Raw genomic sequence first — 19,890 nt, 5'->3', positions numbered from 1 at the left:
CGCAATGACCGGAAGGAAACCCCTCCCCTTTAGTTCTTCAATGTGCCATAAAACGTCGTATCGAGCTGATCACGTAGTTCTTGCAGTGCCTTCTCATTCGGTAAGTCATAGAAAATCCCGTTCAGTCGTTGGCTGACGGCTTCGATTTCATAATGTTTTCGTTCTGACATCAAGGCAATCGATAACCCTGCCGTTGCCATCTCGCGGACACTTAAATCAAGGTTCATCTCTTCTTTCATATACGTGTGCGCTGCTGGAATTTTCGACCATCCAGTCGGCTTCATCAAGTGTGTCGCGACGGCTTGGATGACTTCCGACTGACGATTCGCGCGCGCTCCGTCATTATCCGTTTTTCGATGTCTCGAATAGGCAAGTGCCATCGCACCATCCATATGATATTCCTTCCCCTTTTGGAATGAATACTGATTTGCTTTCCCACTCGCATCCTGCTCGGAGAACGTTCCTGTCGAGACAAGGTCGATTCCGCCGATTTGATCCACTAATCCGATGAAACTATCGAAGGAGATGACGATCTTTCCATCGATTTCTTCATCAAGTAGACCCGAAACAGCATCTTGCGTACATTCTTCTCCACCGAAGGCAAAGGCATGTGTGATTTTATCCTTCTTTCCATTCTCACAGGAAATCGGTGTATACGTGTCTCGAGGAATCGACGTCAACTGAATCGTTCGAGAAAGTGGAATGAATTGCATGACCGACAGGGAGTCTGAACGTGATCCACGCAACGATTCTCCAGGTCGTGCATCACTACCAATCAACAAGAACGTGAATGGTTGTGAAGCAAAAAGAACGAATGCGATGAGCAACAATAAAAATAGTCCAAGAAGCTTTCGTTTAAAACGACGTTTTTTCTTGATTTTTTTAGGATGAGCTTCGCGTGAAGAGACATCAGGAGTCTGCTGTACCGATTGCTCTGATCGCCCCGCCTTCCTCGAGCGTCTCGAGCGTTCCCGATTAGCAAACAACCGTGATCCGGCACTCCCGATCATCTGTGCGACCTGTTTAAGCATGCCGCTCCCGGAACGACGCGATGTACTTTTTCGATCTCGCGGTTGCTCTTCGACATACCGATGATACGTAGCCGGTTCTTGCTGCTTCTCAAAGGAGTCTTGAGAAAATGATTCGTCCGGCGCGTACGCTTTCGAAAAAGCTTCTTCTTGCCTAGCCTGCTCTTCTTGTCTAGCTTGCTCTTCTTCTTGTCTAGCTTGCTCTTCTAACTGCATACGTCGTCGCTCCAAGCGAGAGCGGTGTGGTTGATGTTCTGCCATTCAGATACCTCCGTATCAATCTTTTGCGATCTGTTTCTCTTTCAAGAACTCGCGGAGATACGTCCGTTTCGGTTCGTGCATCGAGGCAGCCATCTGTTTGACCCACCCTTCTGTCCGTTGACCACCGGTCCGTTCTCCGTAGTACGATGACGTTGACTCTTCGTATCCTGTCAGTAACTCACGCATCGTATCGTCATCAGTATACGTATTCCGGTGGAAGACCGCATCCATCGGAAGGCGGGGTTTTTTACCCGGTTGTTGATCCGGAAGACCGACCGCGACTCCGAATAACGGTACGACGTGATCTGGAAGTTGTAAGAGTTCGCTGACACGACGGGCATCATTTCGTAGTGAACCGATGTAGACCGTTCCGTAGCCGAGCGACTCAGCAGCTACGACTAAATTTTGAGCAGCGAGTCCCGCATCGACAGCCCCTACGACAAGCGCTTCCGTCGTCTCGATCGTCCGGCTCACGTCGCCTCCTGCTAGTTCTGCCGCTAACGTATGTTTGTGGTAATCCATACAAAAGACGAAGAAGTAACTGTTTTCTGCCACATATTGTTGACCACTTGCAACGTCGACTAATTGTCGTTTCAACCCTTCGTCTTCGACACCGATGATCGCATAGGCTTGCTGATAAGAGGATGTCGAGGCAGCCTGTGCGGCTTTTATGAGTGTTTCAATCGTTTCTTCGTCTAATTGATGTTGTTTGAATTTCCGGATTGACCGGTGGTTGAGTAAATGTTGAATGGTTTCATTCATGTGTAATCGTCCCCTTCTGTAATGAGTCTTCTTATTTAAGATAGTCGTCTCTGACTAAAAAGCGCAAATGAAGAGGTTCGGTTTATGAAAAAAGCGGGAATTGAATAATGTTGTACTGTGCTTTTCTTGCGAAGGAGGGCGATCATGAGAATACGGAAACTGCGACTCTTACTAGAACAATATGGCGATACGACCCTTCGCGATATCATCGTCGAAATCTATCGTCAACTCCCGAGACAAGTCATCGAAGAGAAAGAGTTTGACGCCATGTTGACACAGTTCATGAAGTATAAGGATTTGCAAAAAGAACAGGAACAACCGACCGTCGAACAGACGATTGCTCAGACGGAACGGTTTATTCAATTAGCATACGATCTCCAGTACCTTGAGCCGAATCCGATCGTACCGCTTCGCGAACAAAAGAATTGGTATATCACCGCAAAACGTCTGTTGAAGCATTTACGCCATTATGCTCATCGTAAAAACGGAACCCGGATTGCCTTTGAGGAATTTTTCTTTCTTCTTTCGTCGGCAGCCGGGGAAGAACCTTTATTTTTAAGTAATGATCCGTTTCGATTATTGAAAGTCTCGCAAGTCGATTTTTTTCAAGAATTAGTCGGCTATTATAAAAATGATAGTCATGGTGTCGAGTGGATGGAACGCGCGATCTATACAGCGTTGAAAGTTCCGATGGATGTCGATACCGAGCGCAGTGATCTTTTGCTTGCCGTACTTGCCCATTGCGAGAAACCAGAACATCAAGAAGCATACATCCATTGCTTGAATGCGCATGCAAAAAAACTACAGTCGCATGTTCGGATTGATACAGACGCTTTATCCACCTATCAAGAAATTCGTTTCGCAGAGCTACATGCTCTCATTTCCCTACGCGCGTTAGATCGAGCGGAGACGATGCTGTTCACAGAATATATACCATATTTTTCGCATCGCTCTACTCCGTTTCGCTATTACCTCGATCTCCTCGAACGCGCTGGACTCGAACAAGAACACGAACGAATGGCACGCGTTGGTCGAAAAAAGCGAATTCATTTCTAAGAGTAGATTCTTTTTAATCACACGTAGTAGACAATAAAAGGCAAGTGACGATGGAATCGTCACTTGCCTTTTATTAGTCAGATTCATCTTAATCGGAGGCATTGACGATGCCAAGTCCGACTGTTGCGAGTAGTGCAATACAAGCGAATAGGAATGCCATGTCGTTCGGTGAATCGAAGCCTTCATAGATCGGTTCCTTCCGATCAACGATGATATGATCCTCCGCGCCATGATTGCCATATGTCGTCGAACTGCTTACACCCGGTTCATCGTAATCACGTGCTTCGGCTACCAATGTATCCGCACTGAGTAAAAAGCCCGATAACCCGATGACGATCCAAAGATACTTCATGATAATTTTGCCTCGATTCTTTCTTATCTTCAGGAATCCATCTACTTTTTGTTTGAAACAGAAGATATAAATACCTTTTATTTCCTGTAATATAAAAGCAAGATATTTTCAACTTCACTTTGCTAAAGGAGGAACTTAATTTGCCTATTGTGTATTACGATCAATTGTCTCATGTTCAAAGGCGACACGTCCATCAACTTCTACAGTACCATCAAAAGGCATATGATTTTTCATTTTTTCAGCCGCTTGAAGATTACCAATGGGTCTACCTCGAATCCGGTCAGGTGAAAGCGACGCTCGGATATCATGTCGTGCATGACGTCGTTCACTTTATGAACAGCGCCTTTCATGACATCAAAGCCTTTCGTCGTCTGGCTATTTTGCTACACTTACATGCCGTTCGACAAGGATGCCGGCAGATACATGTACAAGTCTCTCCGCCGCATGATCTTTCTTTAACTTCGATTTGGAAAGAGCTTGGTTATAGTTTATATGCCGAACAGTTTCGTTTAATTGGACTCTCAGAAGGACAGCCTGCTACGCTACGTTTGAAAGCTGTTCATGCACAGAATCAAGATACTTATCTCGCACTTCGTAACGATGCCCTTCAAGGAACACATCACTTTTTTCCTTATCAGATATCTGATTTAGACAAGTTGATTCAACGAAAAGCGATTCCTTACTTAGTCTATGATAAGCAACTGATCGTCGGTACACTATTATTTCAAAAGCAGGGACAGAATATCCGTCTTCTTGAAATCACGTGCCTACCAGAGCTGAGACGTCAAGGATACGGTAGCCGCATCCTCCATGCATTTCAAGAAAAGTTACGACGTGCAAACATCCAAACGTTTGAAGTCTTTTTTCTCTCAACACAACAAGATGTATTACGCCTGTATCATCCCTCGATGTTTTGCGATATCCAGTTAACCTCTCATTGGCATACGTTCAGTACGGATCAACCTCCGTTAATCATTTAGGCGATTGACGATTCCCTTGTATTCAGGCAACACATACTCCTCATCCATTTCCCGAAAATCAACATGACCCGTTTTACGAAGCACTAGCCCCATCTCGTATAACTGTTCGATATAGGCATCTCCCCATGTCAAGGCAAGTCCGGGTTGGTGATTATGAAAAGCAAGCAAGGCATCTTCAATCATTTCAGAAGCAATGGATGCTTGCATCACACGGTTCAATAAAGATTGGAACAGTACGGTTTGTCGTCCGATCAGCGCATAAAACGGGAAATAATGTTTAGCATAAACAAACGTCGGCAAATAGGCATCCGCCTCAATCGTCTTTAGTAACAATGGTGAAGCGGGACGTTGTAATCGTTCTGCAAGTCCAACGGTCGCCTTGCATTCGCACAGCTGATCAAGCACTCGAACCGTCAACTCTTCTTCGATATCGAGCAATAAGACGAGATCCAGCAGATTCAATTCATGCGTCTCCATGAATTGATCACTGCGTTGAAGATGCATCGTATAAGTAAAGTCCAGCTTTTCAGCAACAAGTACCCACAACTCGGAATGGCGCGCCGCATATAGACCTACCGGAAAGTGAAGGGGTTGGCGGACGATCGATCGATGCCCTTCAAGTGTATAGACTTGATTGACGTCCAGACCGTATGCTAGCAGCATTTCGAGTAACTGCTGACGATTTTGACACGTGACGAGTGTTTGAAACAGACGATCGACTTCGACGAGTGGTTGTTTCATTTCAAGCGCTATTTTTAAATGAGCAGGTGAATCCTGCTCTAGCGCCCGCTTAATGAATTGTAAGGCCTGTTGTTCCGCATCGTTCAGTTGGGCAACATGTGTCCGAAACATTTCGATGTCAAGTTCCCGGAAGGCTTGTAACGCCGGTGCAATTGATTGATTTTTTATAAAGGGTTTCCACATGATTCCCTCGACCTCCTCATTCCAGTATCTCTTCGTAGTGTACGCAATATCCTACCGTCTTGAAAGCAAAAAATGGAGAATCTTCCGTCGTTTCAGGAAGATCCTCCATTTTTTATTTTTTACCGACTTTTAAATGAGCGTTTCGAAAGACGGCATCTTGTTTTCCTGTCTTTTCAACACTTGTTCCGACAGACCCCAGGTATTCGATTTCATCCTTTGGTTGAATGAACTCGTATGTGATGGCAGGTTCACCCCGAAGTCGAACGTGTATGATTTGTCGATGTCGTAAAGAGAATGATGCGCGCACTTCAAGAAAGGAGGAAGCTGATAAATCATGTTGCCGCTCTAAAATCGTCATCAACTCTTTTTCCGAGTCACGATAGTTTCCCTGCAATTGAGCATACGAAATACCGACTCCTAAAGATAGGATACCGATTAGACTAAGAGCGAAAATGACCAGCACTTTCTTCATGACTGATCCACCTCCGAAAAAAGTTCATTCTACTTATTCATCGGTTCATCCATCGTTGACGTGAAGTCTTTTTTCGAATCCTTTACGTGAAACTGCATGTCCACATGTGGAATATCATCTTCTAAATAAGGGTCGGATACGGTTTCGAAACCAAACGATCCGTAAAACCCTTCTAGGTGTGCTTGTGCCTGTAAGTAGATCGCAGCTTCTTTCTGCAAATGTACCATCGCTTTCTCCATCATTTGTCTCGCTAACCCAACCGATCGGTGATCACGATGAACAGCTACCCGTCCAATCGCTACTCCTTTTGTCGGATGATCATACATCCGAAGGCATCCGACGATTTGACCGCTCTCACTCCGTACGATTAGGTGTGTCGCTTGTTGATCTTGATCATCTAGCTCCGGATACGCGCACTCCTGCTCGACGACGAAGATATCCGTTCGTAATTTCAAAAGTGCATATAAGGTATCAGGTGTCATGTGATGAAAAGACTCGAATTCAAATTCGTACATAAAAAGCTCTCCTCTTTAGTTACGACAAAGTCGTGATAATTGTCCTGCGTAGATCGTGACGGGAATACCTCTAAAAATCGTATCTTTTTCCCAGTTCAGCCCGTTGGCACGAGCGACATTTTGCGAAGCACGATTATCGGGATGAATGATCGAGATGATTCGATCATGCCCTCGATTGAACGCCTCCATCATTAATCGTTTTGCTGCTTCGCGACCATAACCGACTTTCCAGTGCTTTGGTTCGAGCCAATAACCGACTTCTAACTCTTCTTTCCCATCCACTTCCTGCATCAATAATCCGGCAAAGCCAATCGGTTCATTCGTTTCTTTTATGAACAACAGTAAAAAACCAGTTTGTCGCTCATCCGAATATCGCTCCAACTGCCGTTCGAACCACTCTCGTGCCTCATCTTCACTTAAGGCAGTGCCTCCATTGATATAACGCATGACTTGCTCATTTTGGACAAGTGACTTATAAAAACTAAAATCCTCTTCTTCGAACGGTCGCATCCATAAACGTTCACTTTCCATCGTCATCGCCTCCTTCTATACTTCTCTTTTCCCGAGTTCTTTTCGCTTCATTCCTCTTCCTGATCCTGCTTTTCCTGTGACATTTTTCATTACTAATCGATGACATTCACTCCCTAGTGCTTGCAATTCCCGGCATAAGTCGGTATTTTGGGAACAGTATGTTGAACAACGACCGCACGATTAATGTTAAAATATATTTTGAGCGCATGAGCGCTGGGTAGGAATTCACGAAAAGGACTGAGACCATAATGACTGAACAAGTAATGACGGGACTGTATGAAGGCATTTCAAAAGAGTCCGTACTAATCAATGAACCTTTAAAATATCATACGTATACAAAAATGGGAGGAATCGCGGATTTATTCATCATCCCAACTTCTTATGAAGAAACAGCTTTTGTCGTCCGATATGCTTACGAACAAGGTATTCCCTTGACGTTGCTTGGAAACGGATCGAATCTTGTCGTACGTGATGGCGGCATTCGCGGCATTGTCCTCTCCTTTGAGAAGTTAACCGATATCTCGGTCGAAGGACATGAGCTCGTCGCTCAAAGTGGCGCAGCAATCATCGAAGCGTCTCGTGTAGCTTACGCGCATCAGCTCAGCGGTCTTGAATTCGCTTGTGGGATTCCAGGAACGATTGGTGGCGCATTGATCATGAATGCGGGAGCATACGGTGGTGAAGTCAAGGATTGTCTCCATAGCGCTACTGTATTGACACGACAAGGAGAACTATTGAACATTTCACATGATGAGCTCGAACTGGGATACCGGACGAGTTGCTTCTCAAAGAAAGAATACATCATCCTCGAAGGTCGATTTGCGTTAACAGAGGGTGACCCAGCATTGATCAAGGAAGTCATGGATGATTTGACGCATAAGCGAGAAACGAAACAACCACTCGAGTACCCTTCTTGTGGTAGCGTCTTTAAACGTCCAGAAGGCTATTTTGCAGGGAAGCTGATTCAAGATAGCAACTTACAGGGAACACGCATCGGTGGCGCTGAAGTGTCCAAGAAACACGCTGGTTTCATCGTCAACGTCGAGAATGCGTCAGCATCCGACTATATCGCGCTTATTCGTCATGTCCAAGAAACGGTTCAAGAAAAATTCGGTATCTTACTTGAGACAGAAGTGAAAATTATCGGTGAAGAAGCATAACAAGAATCTTACAAGAAAAGGTGAGTTCCGTATTCGGACTCACCTTTTTGTTCGTTTAGATTGACCAGTTTCCGTCACGCATGACTGATTCACGCGTTCCGTCTGCAAGTTCTCCTTCAATCGACAGATCCGCTGATCCAATCATGAAGTCGACATGCGTCATCGAGTCGTTCGCGCCTTGTGCTTCTAATTCTTCTGCTGAAAGGCTTGGACCATTTTCGAGACACGTCGAGTACGCACGACCAATCGCTAAGTGGCACGAAGCATTTTCATCAAACAATGTATTATAGAATAGGATACCCGAGTCAGAAATCGGCGAACGGTGCGGCACGAGCGCAACTTCTCCGAGATAACGTGCACCTTCATCAAGTGAAATCAAGTCATCTAATGCTTCTTGACCCTGTTTCGCTTCCGCTTTAACGATTTTTCCGTTTTCGAACCAGAGTGTGAACTCATCAATCAAGTTCCCACTATAGCTAAGCGGTTTTGTGCTCGAGACGTGTCCGTTGACACCTGTCTTTTTCGGTAACGTGAACACTTCTTCTGTCGGCAGATTCGCGATGAAATCAACACCATCTGCATTCGGACCACCGCCACCTAACCAAACATGACGTTCTGGTAATTCGATTGATAATTCTGTTCCTGGAGCTGTGTAGTGCAATGTTTTGTATTTCTTCTCTGTCAGGAATTTTGCTTTTGAACGCAGATTATGATCATGATCCGCCCATGCAGCGACCGGATCCGCTTGATCGGCACGTGTAGCCTTTAAAATAGCTGACCAGAGCTCTTCAACAGCATTCTCTGAATCAGGGAACACTTTCTTCGCCCAGCTTTCAGAAGGTGCTGCTACGACACACCAGCTGACATTGTCACTCATGACGAACTTCCGCCAATTAGCAAGAGCGACACCGGCTGCTTTATTCGCACGTGCGATTCGGCTCGAGTCCACGCCATTCAATAAATCTGGATCTTCACTGACGACCGATAAGAACGCTGTCTTTTCTTCTGCCAGTTGGTCGTAACGTGCTTTTAACCAATCCGGGAACGTATCAAACGACTCTTCCGGTGCATCGAAATAACGGATTTTCGTCATCTCATCATCTGACCACTGTACATATACTTGCGTAGCTCCTACTTCGTAGGCGACACGCGTGATTTCACGAACGAGCGGCAAATTTTCGATTCCTGCACGCACCTCGAGTTGTTGTCCTGGTTGTAGATTAATTCCCGTACGCACGGCTAAAGACGCGTATTGTTGTAATTCTGCTTGTGTCGGCATTATGTAATCCCCTTTCTTGTATCTTTATTTTCACGAAATAGTTGCAATTTTGCAAGAAATAAGGCGAAACTAGAAAGAGAAGAGAAGGAGGCATCACCATGGAATTCACACCCGGCGATTTTAAATCGGCTTATACGTATTTTCACCGACAGGCACTCGACCTCGTTGGTGATGAAAAAGCACAGCAAGAATTGTTAGTTCGAGCAGAAATCGGACTTGCGCACTTGACGCAAGATATCGCGTCTACAGAAAGCTCGGACATCGAACGCGAGGCAGAACTCGTCCTTTATTTTCAATTAAAACAACTGCTTGAAATGCTTCGTGCTCTCTATCAGAAAAAATTCGAAATGCATGCGGAGCAGGAACAATTGTTATTGACGGCCGTTCTGTACTTTACGTCTCCTGTTGACGCCTTACCGGACGATAACGTCCTCGGGCTCTTCGATGATGCACAAATCGTCGAGACGATTTACGAAGAACTGGCTGCAGACGTCGATCGCTTTCAACATATGGAATGAATGAAAAAAGCAGCTGTCGCGACAGCTGCTTTTTGATTATGCATTTTGTTTCGAAGCAATATGAACAGTTGTCGTGGATTGACGTGATTCATCTACTTCTAATTTTTCTTTATTCAGCCACGTATAGATCATTCCCATGAAGACTGCTCCACCAATGATGTTCCCAGCTAAAGCTGGCAACAGGTTATGCATCGCTCCGGCAAATGTGATCGTATCCGGATGTGGTACGACTAACGCAATGGAGAACAATGCCATATTGGCGATGACGTGATCAAATCCAGAAGCAAAGAATACTGCGACGAGTACCATCATCATCATGATCTGCGCCAACTCATTCTTCATGTTCTTTGGAATGAAAATCGCTAAACAGACCATCCAGTTACAGAAGATAGCTCGTGTGAAGATTTCCCACGTCGTATGGTGGATCTTCGTTTCTGAGACAGAAAATAACCAGTTGTTCATACCAAGCTCTTGGATGATTCCTGTTTGAGAAAAGAGTAGCGCAAACGCTAATCCTCCAAGTCCATTTCCAATCAGACAGATCAACCAGACCTTCATCGTATCCATCTTCGTCGTATAGCCGCGCATCGTCGCCGTCGTGAAATACATCGTATTTCCTGTGAACAGCTCTGCCCCACCGTAAACGATCAGGACGAGTGCCACTCCGAAGGTCAGTCCACCGACAAGTGTCGCAACAGGTGACTCCGCCATATATAGACCGTTAATTGCTTTTAAGGTAAAAATAATTGCAAATCCAATGAAAATTCCTGCTAGCATGGCACGAACTAAGTACTCGAGAGGACGCATTTGTAGCATGCGCGTCGACTTGATTGCTTTATTCCGTAATCCTTCTAATGCTTCTACCTCGTTCATCGTAGAAACCTCTCTTTCTTTTGTTCAACACTTCACAATGTTTGTTCATTTATTATCATACTTCCATCTTAAAAGATGTTCAAGTATTGAATAGACCTGTTTTATCGTTTTTATAAAAGAACGAGATGTAAACGATATCATTGTGTCGAGATTGTGAAAAATGCCTTTTCTTGCTTTATACAACTAATTAGTTTGAATTCGTAGTCGTGATGCGAAGCGTTCAAAGAACGTGTTTCGCCTTGATGCATCGAGCACATAACCATCAATGACAACCCGATTAAAGCGTCTAGAAGATGAAGTAGCTCGTTCGATATCGGTCGGAGTGTAGGCGTCGAATGTTTTCCGGTCCATCGTAAAATCTGCACCTGAATACGGATCCGTGTAGTGAATTTCAAGATCGGTTAAATCAGGAATCGTTGAAAATAAAACAAGCGTATGATGCATCAGAACTTTAGATAACCGAGCCTTCAAAAAATCCTGATTCACTTGTAGTGTTCCGGTATCGGTACCAATCCAAGCTTGTCGCTCTTTTCCTGTCACTTCATAGGCAAGACGTAACGATTCTCCTTCGACATCTACCTGTTTTAATTCTGATGAGAACGGAAGTTGTTCGGCTAATTGACGAACCGCTACCGTATTCATCATCGAGGCACCTACTTGTCTCGCTACAAGATCACCATCATGCCAAATGGATGATTGATTTTTTTCATTGGGTTGTTCGAAAAGACGAATCCCAACTAGTATTCCTAAGCAGATACAACCAAGAATCCATAACATTTTCTTCATTTTCATCACCTTCCTAAAAAAACGTACCCTTTTTCATCTTTTTTCATAAGAAGGGTTGAAATTTTATGCATATGAGCGTACTCTTGCATGCAGATACTCACAGAAGGAGGAGCATGAGGTCACTCATCATATTGCCATGACTACAACACACCCACAGAAAAAGAGAGTTGAAAAAATCAGTTTCTTAATCATTGGTACGTTGCTGTATTCCCTTTACATCAGCCTACTACTATCTCCAAATGATATCGGATCAGGCGGTATCATGGGGATCACGCTCATTATTCAAGAGCTCTTCCACACGCCAATTGGATTAACGCAATTGCTCTTAAACATTCCCCTCTTCCTTTTAGGTTTCCGTTTCCTACGCAAACGATTCATGTTCTTATCTGGAATTATCGTCATTGCTTCTTCCTTTTTAATTGACTGGATTCCGACTCAAATCGTTCCGGAATCTTTAAACGATCCACTCGTCGCTTCCATCTTTGCTGGTCTAGTCTCTGGTCTTGCAATGGCATTGATCTTCTTCGGTGGTGCTTCAACTGGAGGGCTTGATATTCTCGGAAAGTTTTTCTTTGCTCGTTTTCATAACTGGCCACTTCCTCGTATATTTCTGATGCAAGATCTTGTCATCTACATCCTTGTATGGTGGGTATTTGATCTTAAACACGTTATGTATGCTCTCATCATGAGCTTTGTTCGTGCCAAAGCCCTTCAGACGGTTTACAGTTTCTATTCTGCTTCTAAGCAATGTATCATCATTTGTGAGAAAGCAGATGAAATCAATGAAGTCATTACAAAAGAACTCGGTCGTGGTGTCACGATTCTCGATGCACGTGGAGGATATTCCAACCGAACGAAAAAAATGGTATATGTCGTCGTTCAAAATAATGAAATCGTCCGTTTGCAAGAAATCGTCTCTTCTGTCGAACCGAATGCATTCGTTACATTCTCGGAAATCCATACTGTCTTCGGCAATTACAAGGAACATTCGTATTCGTTTTAACACCAAGCGCAGCTTAGCTGTGCTTTTTTCATCTTCTTAAAACAGCTTCTCGTATTGCATCATCTTTCCTGCTTTTTTATGAGTATTATTCACTTTTTCAGTCATTATCCCTATTCAAAAAATAGACAGGCTTCACTTTTTTTACGATAGTAGTTAAGCTTATGACATGTCTTTTATTTAAAGGAATGATTGCATGCACTCTCTTTGGCGTCAGCGTATTCTGCTGATTTTCTTGGTCAGCTTATTCGCCTCTATCCCGATCATCTATGCGTTATCCGGTTATCGGACGATTGCAACGATGACCGAGCAAATGAAGGATCATGATATACCGTTAATCAATCAGGTAGATCAGTTGGTCGAACACAATCGAGATCGTGCTAATGCGGTTCGTGGTCTCTTATTGTATGAAGATAATCGTTATATCGAACAATATTACTTTTCAACGTCTAAAATCCATGATTTGCGCAATAGTCTGAACCAATCGTCGACTACTCCAGGGACGATTAAAGATCTTCTTCGCCGCAACAATGTCTGGGAGTCCGAAATTGAACGCGTGTTTGTTGTCTATGAACGTCAAAGTCCAACAGCCGCAAAACGTCTTGCTAGACAGTCGACTCAGACGACTCAAACGATTCTCGAAGACTTATCCCGTGTGAAAGATGATTTGTATAAAACGCTTCAATCCAAATTACAACAATCAGATACTTTAATCGCTACATATAAATGGATGTGTCTCGCTCTCTCCATCCTGTCCTTTTTATTGATTAGTGCCACGGTCTTTTTCTTCCACCACTTCGCTCCAAAAGGATCAGAACAATCGTCTTTAGAATAAACGAAAAGCGCAGCTAAAGCTGCGCTTTTCGTTTATTCTAAAGACTCATTCAGGCATTGCTTTTCCCTCTTGTACATGTTCCATCGCCATATGTACAAGCGATGACACATGATGGTCATCCAAGGAATAATAGACGACTTTACCGTCTTTTCGAAACTTGACGAGTCCTTGTTTCAACAAAGATCGAAGATGATGCGACGCTGTCGCGATCGAACAGTCGACAGAGGCCGAGACATCACAAACGCATAGTTCTTCTTCGATCGTCAGCGCATAAACGATTCGCAGTCGTGTCGCATCCGAAAGAATCTTAAATAGCTTTCCGATTTCAAGCGTCGGAATCGTATCAACGATATGTCCGATTTCAGACGCACGTTGTTCATCAATCGCAATCGTTTCACAACGGGGAATGTCCATGTCCGTCACCTCGTTTCTACTTATATTGCACCATGAGAAACGGGACATTGCAAGTTCAGCGCATTCGTCTGCGAATGAGCCAAAACACGAACCATCCTCCTACGTAATCTCCAATATCCCAGACAATTCGATTTTGATCGACAGCGCGTACGCCGATGTCAATGACTTTCGTGCTTTCTAATCGATTCGTATAACGTTGACGAAGTCGCGTCGGAATCGGTAGATGAAGAAGTGCCCGGTAATAAATATCTAAATGAGTATGTCCCCAAATTTCCGTCGCAATCGAGCTCGTTTTAATATACAACGGACGTTTGTAGCGTCTTTCATACTTTTCTTTCAATAAAAGGGCCATCTCATAAGATATACGATTAGGATGTGGAAATAAGACTTTTCCTAGATGGTAGATCCCCTGATTATCGACTCGAATGATTTGTGGTTCTAACCGATATCGAATCCAATAGCCGCGAAAACGGATCGTCTGCCATTTCAATACAATCACCTCTGAACGGATTATACCCTGTTCTGAAGTGATTGATGCCATTCACGCACAGCATCTGTCATTTGCTGCGCAGCGAGTTGCCGATCTTCTTTAGCAAAAATTTCTGAGATGACGGCATACCCTTCTAGCGGGATAGGCAGAGAGGAGACATTCGTTGCTGTGATTCCACCAATACCGATTAGGGGTAATCGTACAGCTTCCCGAATCGCCTGAAGCATCGTATGCGACATGGAATCAGCGTCCGCTTTGGATGACGTCGCAAATAGAGACCCCACGCCTAAATAAGATGCTCCGTCTCGTTCTGCTTCAATCGCTTGTGCAACGGTTGCTACCGACACACCAATCACGGCATCTGGTAAAAGGCGACGTGCTGCGGTTAAAGGAATGTCTTCTTGTCCGATATGCAAACCAGCTCCGACGAGTAACGCGATATCAATCCGATCATTGATGATCAAAGGAATGTCTTCCCGATCCGTGAGTGCTTTCAACCGAACTGCCTGATCAAAGAATTCCTTTCCTTGTGCTGTTTTTTCCCGTAGTTGCACGATCGTTGCACCACCTAAAATGGCTTCCTCAACGACCGTCTCGATCGCGACTCCAGGATGGTACCGACGATCCGTCACTGCATAGATGGAGTAATCAATTGACACGTTCTGTCACCTCCACAAGATCTTGTACCGTCATGAGGCTGATGGCATTGAACAACTCTCGTTTAAAATCACCAAGACCTTGCGCGGAGGCTGCTTGTTCTCCTGCTTTTCCCATGACGAATGTTCCGTGAACAGCCGCCTCAAACGCTGTATATCCTGCACCGAGGAAGCTCGCAATCAAGGAGGCCGTCATACAGCCAGTACCCGTGATATCTCCTAGACGAGGTGTTCCTACATGTAATTCCATTTCGCGCGTTCCATCCGTGATATAGTCGTTCGGACCTGTCACGACGAGGACAGATTTGTGTTTGCGAGCGAATGCACGAATACTTTCTCGATCCATCATTGCATCTCCCGCAGCATCGACTCCCTTAGTTCGCCCATCTTCCCCAAGTAACGTCTTGATTTCAGAAGCATTTCCTTTAATGACCGTACACCCGAGATCAATGAGTTCTTTAGAAAAGGCAGTACGTAATGTCGTTGCCCCTGCTCCAACTGGATCAAGAACGATCGGGACATTCAAACGTTCCGCTTCACGGGCTGCAAGTCGTTGAGCTGCTTGCATGTCTGCATCGATCGTACCAATGTTTAAGACGAGGGCTTGTGCGAGTCTAACCATCTCTTCTACTTCGCGAATATCTTCCGCCATGACAGGTGATGCTCCAACAGCGAGTGTGACGTTTGCGCAGTCGTTGATCGTAACCGTGTTCGTCAGATGGTGAATGAGTGGTTTGTGTTCAAGAATGGTCGTAAACATGTGTATCCCTCCAAAGTGAGTGAAAATGATGTGTCGGTCCAATACCTTGTCCGAGAGCAAATCCATGACGAATTGCCTCCGTGACATAGTTTTTCGCCTGTCGTACACTATCTTGTAAATCTTCTCCAAGCGCCATCCGTGCTGCAATCGCTGCAGATAAGGTACAACCAGTTCCATGAGTATGTTGATTGTCTAACCGTTCCGATGTGAAACGATGTTCCACTTCCCCATCAAACAACAAATCCGTCGCAGCTCCTGAGAGATGTCCACCTTTTAGTAATACTGCCCCTGTCTGTGTAGCCAATTGATGCATCGCCAGTTGCATTTCCTCTAGATTGGTCACTGATCGTCCTGTTAACCGCTCCGCTTCCGGTAAATTCGGTGTAACGAGTGTCGCAAGCGGCAGAAGTTCTGAAATCAATGCTTGTTCAGCTTCCGTCCGCAATAGGGCATGACCACCTTTAGCGACCATGACGGGATCTAATATGATAGGAACTGTCTGTTTGCCGAGATGTCTAGCAATGACACGAATCGTCTGCGCATTCGAGACCATCCCGATTTTGATCGCATCGACACGAATGTCTGAAAAAATCGACGTTAACTGGGCATCTACGATTTCTGGGGATAACTCTTCCACCGCTTGAACACCCAACGTATTTTGCGCCGTGACGGCTGTCAGGACGCTCATTCCATAAACCCCTAAAGCCGAAAAGGTTTTTAAATCTGCTTGAATCCCAGCTCCACCACCGGAGTCGGATCCTGCAATCGTCAGTACATGTTTCATGTTCTTTTCACCTTCCCATCGAGCAATGTAAGGGAGTCGTGACCGACAAAAAAAGCGTCGACCGCTGTAAAAAAGCAGTCGACGCTATACGAAAGCGTTATACACGCATTCCGGTATCCGTTCGGCTCAACTTTCCTACGCTGGTATTATCCAGTTCAGGTAATAGGGTCGAAAACAGATTGGTTTTCCTCTCAGCCGGATTCCTCCAGCTCCCCTAGTTGCTCAAGTATTCGTTTCGCCTTAACTGTAGCATAGAGAAGAAAAAAAAACGAGCCGAAGCCCGTTTTGATTACAGATATGCTAATGGATTGACTGCATTTAGAGGAGAAGAGGCACTGTATTGATATCCTCCGACATGTAGTTCGAAATGTAAGTGTGGTCCTGTTGAATTCCCTGTACTACCAAGTGTCCCGACTTGCTGACCTTGAGAGACCGTTTGTCCTGCACGAACCGATAATGAACTCATATGTGCGTAGACAGTCGTGTACACTTGTCCATCGAGGAAGTGAGAAATCATGACATGATTACCGTAAGGTCCACCACCTGATGCTGTAATGACCGTTCCAGCTGCTGCAGCGACGATTGGAGACCCGACCGAACCACTGAAATCAACACCGTTGTGAAACGTATAACCGTTCGCGCCGCTTGCTGGTCCGAATCCTTGCGACACTCCACCAGAAGATGGTCGAACGAATTTCCCTCCACTCGAAACAACGGGCGGGGCAACAGAATCAGTTGATTCTGAACTCTTACCTGCTTGTTTTGCTGCTTGAGCATTCGCTTTAGCGGCTTTTTCGGCTGCCGCTTTCTCCGCTGCTGCTTTTTCAGCCGCTGCTTTAGCGGCTGCCTTCGCTGCCGCAATTGCACGTTCTTGCGCTTCGAGAGTCGCTTGAAGTTCTTTTGCGTCTAATAGTTCTGTCGTAAACTTCGTCTTTCCTTTTCGTAATTTCTTCAGCGTAGCACTACGTTCTTTCATTTGAAGCTTTAACGCTTTCTTTTGTTCAATCAATACTTTCTTTTCTTGCATTTGCTCCGCTTTTTTCTCAACGAGCGCTTGTTTTGCTTCTGCTAATTTTTGTTGCGTTGCGATGTAATCCGAAATCATTTTATCGTCTTGCTCAGCGATTTTTTTTCCCGCCATGACACGGCTGAATAAATCACCTAAATCCTTCGATCCAAAAATGACTTCTTCCCATTTAATCGAGTTTCCATCGTTTTCTTGGAAAACACGTAAGCGATCACCGAGTAGTTCTTCCTGTTTTTGCAACATTTCTTCATAACGGACGATGTCTGCCTTTAACTCATCGATTCGAACGTTCAACTGTTCGATTTGTTTATTTTTTTCAGAGACTTGGAAAATCTTTTCGTTGATTGCTGCGTCAATTTGATTGATTTGACGTTGCTCTTTTGAGATTTTAGCTTCTTGTTTTTTGATCGCTTTTTCAAGTTTACGTTGTTCAGCAGCATTTTCAGCCTTTTTTTCTTTAATGGTCGCTGCTGCGATTGGTTGCGTTCCTGTTATAAGTAATGCTCCTAAAACAATGGTAGAAATTAGTTTTTTTAGCATATATCGTTTTCCTCACTTATGTTTTTTCATATTTTATTATAGTATTCAAGTTTCTCTCATATCTGAAATAGATTATAGCACCGTAATCGTTTCAAAAAAATTTCATTTACATTTCAAATGAAAACGGTTTTTTGTAATATACGATTTGTTTTTTGAAAATGACAAAAAAAAGAACCGTTGCATATGCAACGATTCTTTACGATTAAAACATCGACATTGGATTAACTGAGTTAGCTGGACCTGTTGCACTGTAGCTGTATCCACCAACGTGGATTTCGAAGTGTAAGTGTGGACCTGTTGAGTTTCCTGTGCTACCACGTGTTCCGATTTGTTGACCTTGGCTGACGCGTTGACCTGCACTAGCGTTCAATGAACTCATATGTGCATAGACTGTCGTATATGTCTTCCCGTTCAATTGGTGAGCAATCATGATGTGATTCCCGTAAGGTCCGCCACCTGATGCTGTAATGACTGTACCAGTTGCAGCTGCCACGATTGGCGTGCCAACTGGACCACCGAAGTCAATCCCGTTATGGAACGTATAACCATTTTCTCCGCCTGCAGAACCATACCCTTGTGTCACAGCACCAGCAGTTGGATGAATGAAGAGTCCGCCTGATGATGGTGATGGTTTAGGTGTCGCTGGAGCTGACGGCGCTGGAGCTGGCGCAGTTGGTGCTGGTGTAGATGGTTTTGGTGCCGATTGTTTCGTCGAACCAGAAGGTTTTGCTGACTGCGCTGCCTTCTCTTGTGCTGCTTGCTGAGCTGCTGCTTCTTTAGCGGCTTGCTCTTCTGCTTCTTTTTGAGCTGCTGCTTGCGCTGCTTCAGCTTCTGCTCGTGCTTTTGCTTCACGTGCAGCTTGAGCTTGACGTTCTTTTTCGATTCGCGCTTCACGTTCACGCGCTGCTTTTTCAGCTGCAATCGCTTTTTCTTGAGCAATCAAAATTTGCTGGACTTCTTTTGCATCCATCAATTGTGTTTCGAACTTTTCTTTTTTCTTACGTAGTTCTTTTAAGCGTTTGTTCCGCTCTTTTAATTGTGATTCAAGATCCGCTTGTTGACGTTTTAATTCTTTTTTCTCAACTACCAACTGCGCTTTCTTTTCTTTTACTTCTTGCTGCGCATCCGCTAATTGCTTTTGCGTATTCTGGTAATCCGTGATCATTTTATCATCTTGTTTTGAAATGGATTTCCCTGCCATGACACGGCTTACGAGATCACCAACGTTTTTAGCACCAAAGATGACTTCTTCCCATTTAATTGAGTTTCCATCATTCTCTTGCATGACACGAAGACGATCACCGAGTAGTTTTTCTTGGCGTTTTAGTTTCGCTTTATATTTCTCGATTTCTTTTCCAAGTTCAACGATTTCACGTTCTGTTGCTTTGATTTGACGATCCTTTGTTTCGACAGCAAAGATTTTTTCGTTCAACGCTTCGTCTAGTCGATTGACTTCTTGTTGTGTTTTAGAGATTTTTTGACCTTCTTGATTAACAGAAGACTCTAAGTTTTTTTGCTTTTTAGCATTGTCTTGTTGCTGTTGTTCGTTTTTGGCTTTCTGTTCACTTAAATCGTCAGCTGCTGCAAAATGAGGTGCTGATGAAAGAACCAGTGCGGAAACGATGAGCGACGCGAACGTTTTTTTCATGTAGTATTCCCTCTTTTTCTGTAGTGTATGTTTTATGATTTATCGTAGAGTATTTAAGTTAAATTTAAATTCTGTAATAGTTTTTCTTTTTTATAAGAACGTTTTTGATTATAGCATTCATTCCTCTTCCATAATATTTCAGTGATATTTCATTTTAAATAAATCTTTCCTCTTCTATGTAATAGAAACATTTGGAAGGTAACTCATCGTTGCAACTTTGGAGTGTTTTTGGGAAACTG

Annotated in this window: 23 protein-coding genes and 1 riboswitch; of the genes, 6 read left to right on the top strand and 17 right to left on the bottom strand. The window is 44.2% G+C overall.

Annotated features, from left to right (window positions below; genetic code table 11):
* Positions 1–29: 29 nt before the first annotated feature.
* Both KNQ08_RS15155 and nfsA read right to left on the bottom strand, forming a co-directional pair.
* Complete coding sequence (locus tag KNQ08_RS15155; RefSeq protein WP_251133733.1) at positions 30–1,289, bottom strand: LCP family protein; 1,260 nt, start codon at positions 1,287–1,289, stop codon at positions 30–32.
* 15 nt (positions 1,290–1,304) lie between these two features.
* Positions 1,305–2,051, bottom strand: coding sequence for an oxygen-insensitive NADPH nitroreductase (gene nfsA, locus KNQ08_RS15150; RefSeq protein ID WP_064300829.1), 747 nt, complete (start codon positions 2,049–2,051; stop codon positions 1,305–1,307).
* A 144-nt stretch (positions 2,052–2,195) separates the two neighbouring features.
* Between nfsA and KNQ08_RS15145 the strand changes: the two genes are divergently transcribed.
* A complete protein-coding gene (locus KNQ08_RS15145; protein ID WP_214772516.1) occupies positions 2,196–3,107 on the top strand; it encodes a hypothetical protein in 912 nt (303 codons plus the stop codon).
* A gap of 88 nt (positions 3,108–3,195) precedes the next feature.
* Here the strand turns inward: KNQ08_RS15145 and KNQ08_RS15140 are convergent, their stop codons facing one another.
* Positions 3,196–3,459 (bottom strand): hypothetical protein, encoded by a 264-nt coding sequence (locus KNQ08_RS15140; protein ID WP_214772514.1) that lies wholly within the window; start codon positions 3,457–3,459, stop codon positions 3,196–3,198.
* A gap of 149 nt (positions 3,460–3,608) precedes the next feature.
* Here KNQ08_RS15140 and KNQ08_RS15135 point away from each other — a divergent pair, with 149 nt between their 5' ends.
* Positions 3,609–4,439 carry a GNAT family N-acetyltransferase gene (locus tag KNQ08_RS15135; protein ID WP_353049231.1) on the top strand — a complete coding sequence of 277 codons (831 nt, stop codon included), beginning with the start codon at positions 3,609–3,611 and terminating at the stop codon, positions 4,437–4,439.
* Here the strand turns inward: KNQ08_RS15135 and KNQ08_RS15130 are convergent.
* From KNQ08_RS15130 to KNQ08_RS15115, 4 genes are all read right to left on the bottom strand, one after another.
* Complete coding sequence (locus tag KNQ08_RS15130; protein ID WP_214772510.1) at positions 4,428–5,363, bottom strand: hypothetical protein; 936 nt, start codon at positions 5,361–5,363, stop codon at positions 4,428–4,430. The genes KNQ08_RS15135 and KNQ08_RS15130 overlap by 12 nt on opposite strands.
* Positions 5,364–5,475: 112 nt before the next feature.
* Complete coding sequence (locus KNQ08_RS15125; RefSeq protein WP_050678267.1) at positions 5,476–5,835, bottom strand: hypothetical protein; 360 nt, start codon at positions 5,833–5,835, stop codon at positions 5,476–5,478.
* A 29-nt stretch (positions 5,836–5,864) separates the two neighbouring features.
* Positions 5,865–6,350: a GNAT family N-acetyltransferase gene (locus KNQ08_RS15120; protein ID WP_214772508.1), complete on the bottom strand. Its 486-nt coding sequence runs from the start codon at positions 6,348–6,350 to the stop codon at positions 5,865–5,867.
* A gap of 15 nt (positions 6,351–6,365) precedes the next feature.
* Positions 6,366–6,881 (bottom strand): GNAT family N-acetyltransferase, encoded by a 516-nt coding sequence (locus KNQ08_RS15115; protein ID WP_214772506.1) that lies wholly within the window; start codon positions 6,879–6,881, stop codon positions 6,366–6,368.
* Positions 6,882–7,129: 248 nt separating this feature from the next.
* Between KNQ08_RS15115 and murB the strand changes: the two genes are divergently transcribed.
* Complete coding sequence (murB, locus tag KNQ08_RS15110) at positions 7,130–8,041, top strand: UDP-N-acetylmuramate dehydrogenase (RefSeq protein WP_035398835.1); 912 nt, start codon at positions 7,130–7,132, stop codon at positions 8,039–8,041.
* A 55-nt stretch (positions 8,042–8,096) separates the two neighbouring features.
* Here murB and KNQ08_RS15105 read toward each other — a convergent pair whose 3' ends face one another.
* Positions 8,097–9,320, bottom strand: a complete 1,224-nt coding sequence (locus KNQ08_RS15105; RefSeq protein ID WP_035398837.1) for an aminopeptidase — start codon at positions 9,318–9,320, stop codon at positions 8,097–8,099.
* A 98-nt stretch (positions 9,321–9,418) separates the two neighbouring features.
* Here KNQ08_RS15105 and KNQ08_RS15100 point away from each other — a divergent pair, with 98 nt between their 5' ends.
* Positions 9,419–9,838, top strand: a complete 420-nt coding sequence (locus tag KNQ08_RS15100; RefSeq protein WP_023467198.1) for a YkvA family protein — start codon at positions 9,419–9,421, stop codon at positions 9,836–9,838.
* 36 nt (positions 9,839–9,874) lie between these two features.
* On the opposite strand, the gene KNQ08_RS15095 is transcribed toward KNQ08_RS15100, so the two are convergent.
* Positions 9,875–10,711: a formate/nitrite transporter family protein gene (locus tag KNQ08_RS15095; RefSeq protein WP_214772504.1), complete on the bottom strand. Its 837-nt coding sequence runs from the start codon at positions 10,709–10,711 to the stop codon at positions 9,875–9,877.
* A gap of 183 nt (positions 10,712–10,894) precedes the next feature.
* Entirely contained in the window at positions 10,895–11,497 is a 603-nt protein-coding gene (locus KNQ08_RS15090) for a hypothetical protein (RefSeq protein ID WP_149426838.1), read from the bottom strand.
* Positions 11,498–11,633: 136 nt separating this feature from the next.
* Here KNQ08_RS15090 and KNQ08_RS15085 point away from each other — a divergent pair, with 136 nt between their 5' ends.
* The gene (locus KNQ08_RS15085) at positions 11,634–12,500 is read left to right on the top strand and encodes a YitT family protein (protein WP_029340819.1); all 867 of its coding nucleotides are present in this window, start codon (positions 11,634–11,636) and stop codon (positions 12,498–12,500) included.
* Positions 12,501–12,693: 193 nt separating this feature from the next.
* Entirely contained in the window at positions 12,694–13,332 is a 639-nt protein-coding gene (locus KNQ08_RS15080) for a CHASE3 domain-containing protein (protein ID WP_214806262.1), read from the top strand.
* Between the two features lie 45 nt (positions 13,333–13,377).
* On the opposite strand, the gene KNQ08_RS15075 is transcribed toward KNQ08_RS15080, so the two are convergent.
* From KNQ08_RS15075 to KNQ08_RS15045, 7 genes are all read right to left on the bottom strand, one after another.
* Complete coding sequence (locus KNQ08_RS15075) at positions 13,378–13,746, bottom strand: ArsR/SmtB family transcription factor (RefSeq protein ID WP_050678101.1); 369 nt, start codon at positions 13,744–13,746, stop codon at positions 13,378–13,380.
* Positions 13,747–13,801: 55 nt separating this feature from the next.
* Positions 13,802–14,050: a hypothetical protein gene (locus tag KNQ08_RS16915; protein ID WP_251133732.1), complete on the bottom strand. Its 249-nt coding sequence runs from the start codon at positions 14,048–14,050 to the stop codon at positions 13,802–13,804.
* Positions 14,051–14,256: 206 nt separating this feature from the next.
* A complete protein-coding gene (gene thiE, locus KNQ08_RS15065; RefSeq protein WP_214806261.1) occupies positions 14,257–14,895 on the bottom strand; it encodes a thiamine phosphate synthase in 639 nt (212 codons plus the stop codon).
* Positions 14,885–15,652, bottom strand: a complete 768-nt coding sequence (gene thiM, locus KNQ08_RS15060; RefSeq protein WP_214806259.1) for a hydroxyethylthiazole kinase — start codon at positions 15,650–15,652, stop codon at positions 14,885–14,887. Before thiM ends, thiE begins: the two co-directional genes overlap by 11 nt.
* Positions 15,633–16,436 carry a bifunctional hydroxymethylpyrimidine kinase/phosphomethylpyrimidine kinase gene (gene thiD / locus KNQ08_RS15055; protein WP_214806257.1) on the bottom strand — a complete coding sequence of 268 codons (804 nt, stop codon included), beginning with the start codon at positions 16,434–16,436 and terminating at the stop codon, positions 15,633–15,635. Before thiD ends, thiM begins: the two co-directional genes overlap by 20 nt.
* Before the next feature lie 115 nt (positions 16,437–16,551).
* A riboswitch (TPP riboswitch) is annotated at positions 16,552–16,662 on the bottom strand.
* 63 nt (positions 16,663–16,725) lie between these two features.
* Positions 16,726–18,003 carry a murein hydrolase activator EnvC family protein gene (locus tag KNQ08_RS15050; RefSeq protein ID WP_195865892.1) on the bottom strand — a complete coding sequence of 426 codons (1,278 nt, stop codon included), beginning with the start codon at positions 18,001–18,003 and terminating at the stop codon, positions 16,726–16,728.
* Positions 18,004–18,205: 202 nt separating this feature from the next.
* Complete coding sequence (locus KNQ08_RS15045; RefSeq protein ID WP_214806255.1) at positions 18,206–19,651, bottom strand: murein hydrolase activator EnvC family protein; 1,446 nt, start codon at positions 19,649–19,651, stop codon at positions 18,206–18,208.
* Positions 19,652–19,890: the final 239 nt, after the last annotated feature.

The organism is Exiguobacterium sp. s46, from assembly GCF_018618875.1.
In the GTDB taxonomy this organism is placed as follows: Bacteria; Bacillota; Bacilli; order Exiguobacteriales; family Exiguobacteriaceae; genus Exiguobacterium_A; species Exiguobacterium_A abrahamii.
The sequence above is the reverse complement of the archived record's forward strand: the minus strand, read 5'-3'. Positions and strand labels throughout refer to the sequence as shown.

Excerpts from the sequence above, each read along its gene's own strand:
- KNQ08_RS15085 (WP_029340819.1), top strand. The coding sequence starts at position 11,634 with ATGACTACAACACACCCACAGAAAAAGAGAGTTGAAAAAATCAGTTTC.
- thiM (WP_214806259.1), bottom strand. The coding sequence starts at position 15,652 with ATGTTTACGACCATTCTTGAACACAAACCACTCATTCACCATCTGACG.
- KNQ08_RS15090 (WP_149426838.1), bottom strand. The coding sequence starts at position 11,497 with ATGAAGAAAATGTTATGGATTCTTGGTTGTATCTGCTTAGGAATACTA.
- KNQ08_RS15105 (WP_035398837.1), bottom strand. The coding sequence starts at position 9,320 with ATGCCGACACAAGCAGAATTACAACAATACGCGTCTTTAGCCGTGCGT.
- KNQ08_RS15080 (WP_214806262.1), top strand. The coding sequence starts at position 12,694 with ATGCACTCTCTTTGGCGTCAGCGTATTCTGCTGATTTTCTTGGTCAGC.
- KNQ08_RS15045 (WP_214806255.1), bottom strand. The coding sequence starts at position 19,651 with ATGAAAAAAACGTTCGCGTCGCTCATCGTTTCCGCACTGGTTCTTTCA.
- KNQ08_RS15145 (WP_214772516.1), top strand. The coding sequence starts at position 2,196 with ATGAGAATACGGAAACTGCGACTCTTACTAGAACAATATGGCGATACG.
- nfsA (WP_064300829.1), bottom strand. The coding sequence starts at position 2,051 with ATGAATGAAACCATTCAACATTTACTCAACCACCGGTCAATCCGGAAA.
- thiD (WP_214806257.1), bottom strand. The coding sequence starts at position 16,436 with ATGAAACATGTACTGACGATTGCAGGATCCGACTCCGGTGGTGGAGCT.
- KNQ08_RS15155 (WP_251133733.1), bottom strand. The coding sequence starts at position 1,289 with ATGGCAGAACATCAACCACACCGCTCTCGCTTGGAGCGACGACGTATG.
- KNQ08_RS15140 (WP_214772514.1), bottom strand. The coding sequence starts at position 3,459 with ATGAAGTATCTTTGGATCGTCATCGGGTTATCGGGCTTTTTACTCAGT.
- KNQ08_RS15115 (WP_214772506.1), bottom strand. The coding sequence starts at position 6,881 with ATGGAAAGTGAACGTTTATGGATGCGACCGTTCGAAGAAGAGGATTTT.
- KNQ08_RS15050 (WP_195865892.1), bottom strand. The coding sequence starts at position 18,003 with ATGCTAAAAAAACTAATTTCTACCATTGTTTTAGGAGCATTACTTATA.
- KNQ08_RS15130 (WP_214772510.1), bottom strand. The coding sequence starts at position 5,363 with ATGTGGAAACCCTTTATAAAAAATCAATCAATTGCACCGGCGTTACAA.
- KNQ08_RS15100 (WP_023467198.1), top strand. The coding sequence starts at position 9,419 with ATGGAATTCACACCCGGCGATTTTAAATCGGCTTATACGTATTTTCAC.
- KNQ08_RS15125 (WP_050678267.1), bottom strand. The coding sequence starts at position 5,835 with ATGAAGAAAGTGCTGGTCATTTTCGCTCTTAGTCTAATCGGTATCCTA.
- KNQ08_RS15120 (WP_214772508.1), bottom strand. The coding sequence starts at position 6,350 with ATGTACGAATTTGAATTCGAGTCTTTTCATCACATGACACCTGATACC.
- murB (WP_035398835.1), top strand. The coding sequence starts at position 7,130 with ATGACTGAACAAGTAATGACGGGACTGTATGAAGGCATTTCAAAAGAG.
- KNQ08_RS15075 (WP_050678101.1), bottom strand. The coding sequence starts at position 13,746 with ATGGACATTCCCCGTTGTGAAACGATTGCGATTGATGAACAACGTGCG.
- KNQ08_RS15095 (WP_214772504.1), bottom strand. The coding sequence starts at position 10,711 with ATGAACGAGGTAGAAGCATTAGAAGGATTACGGAATAAAGCAATCAAG.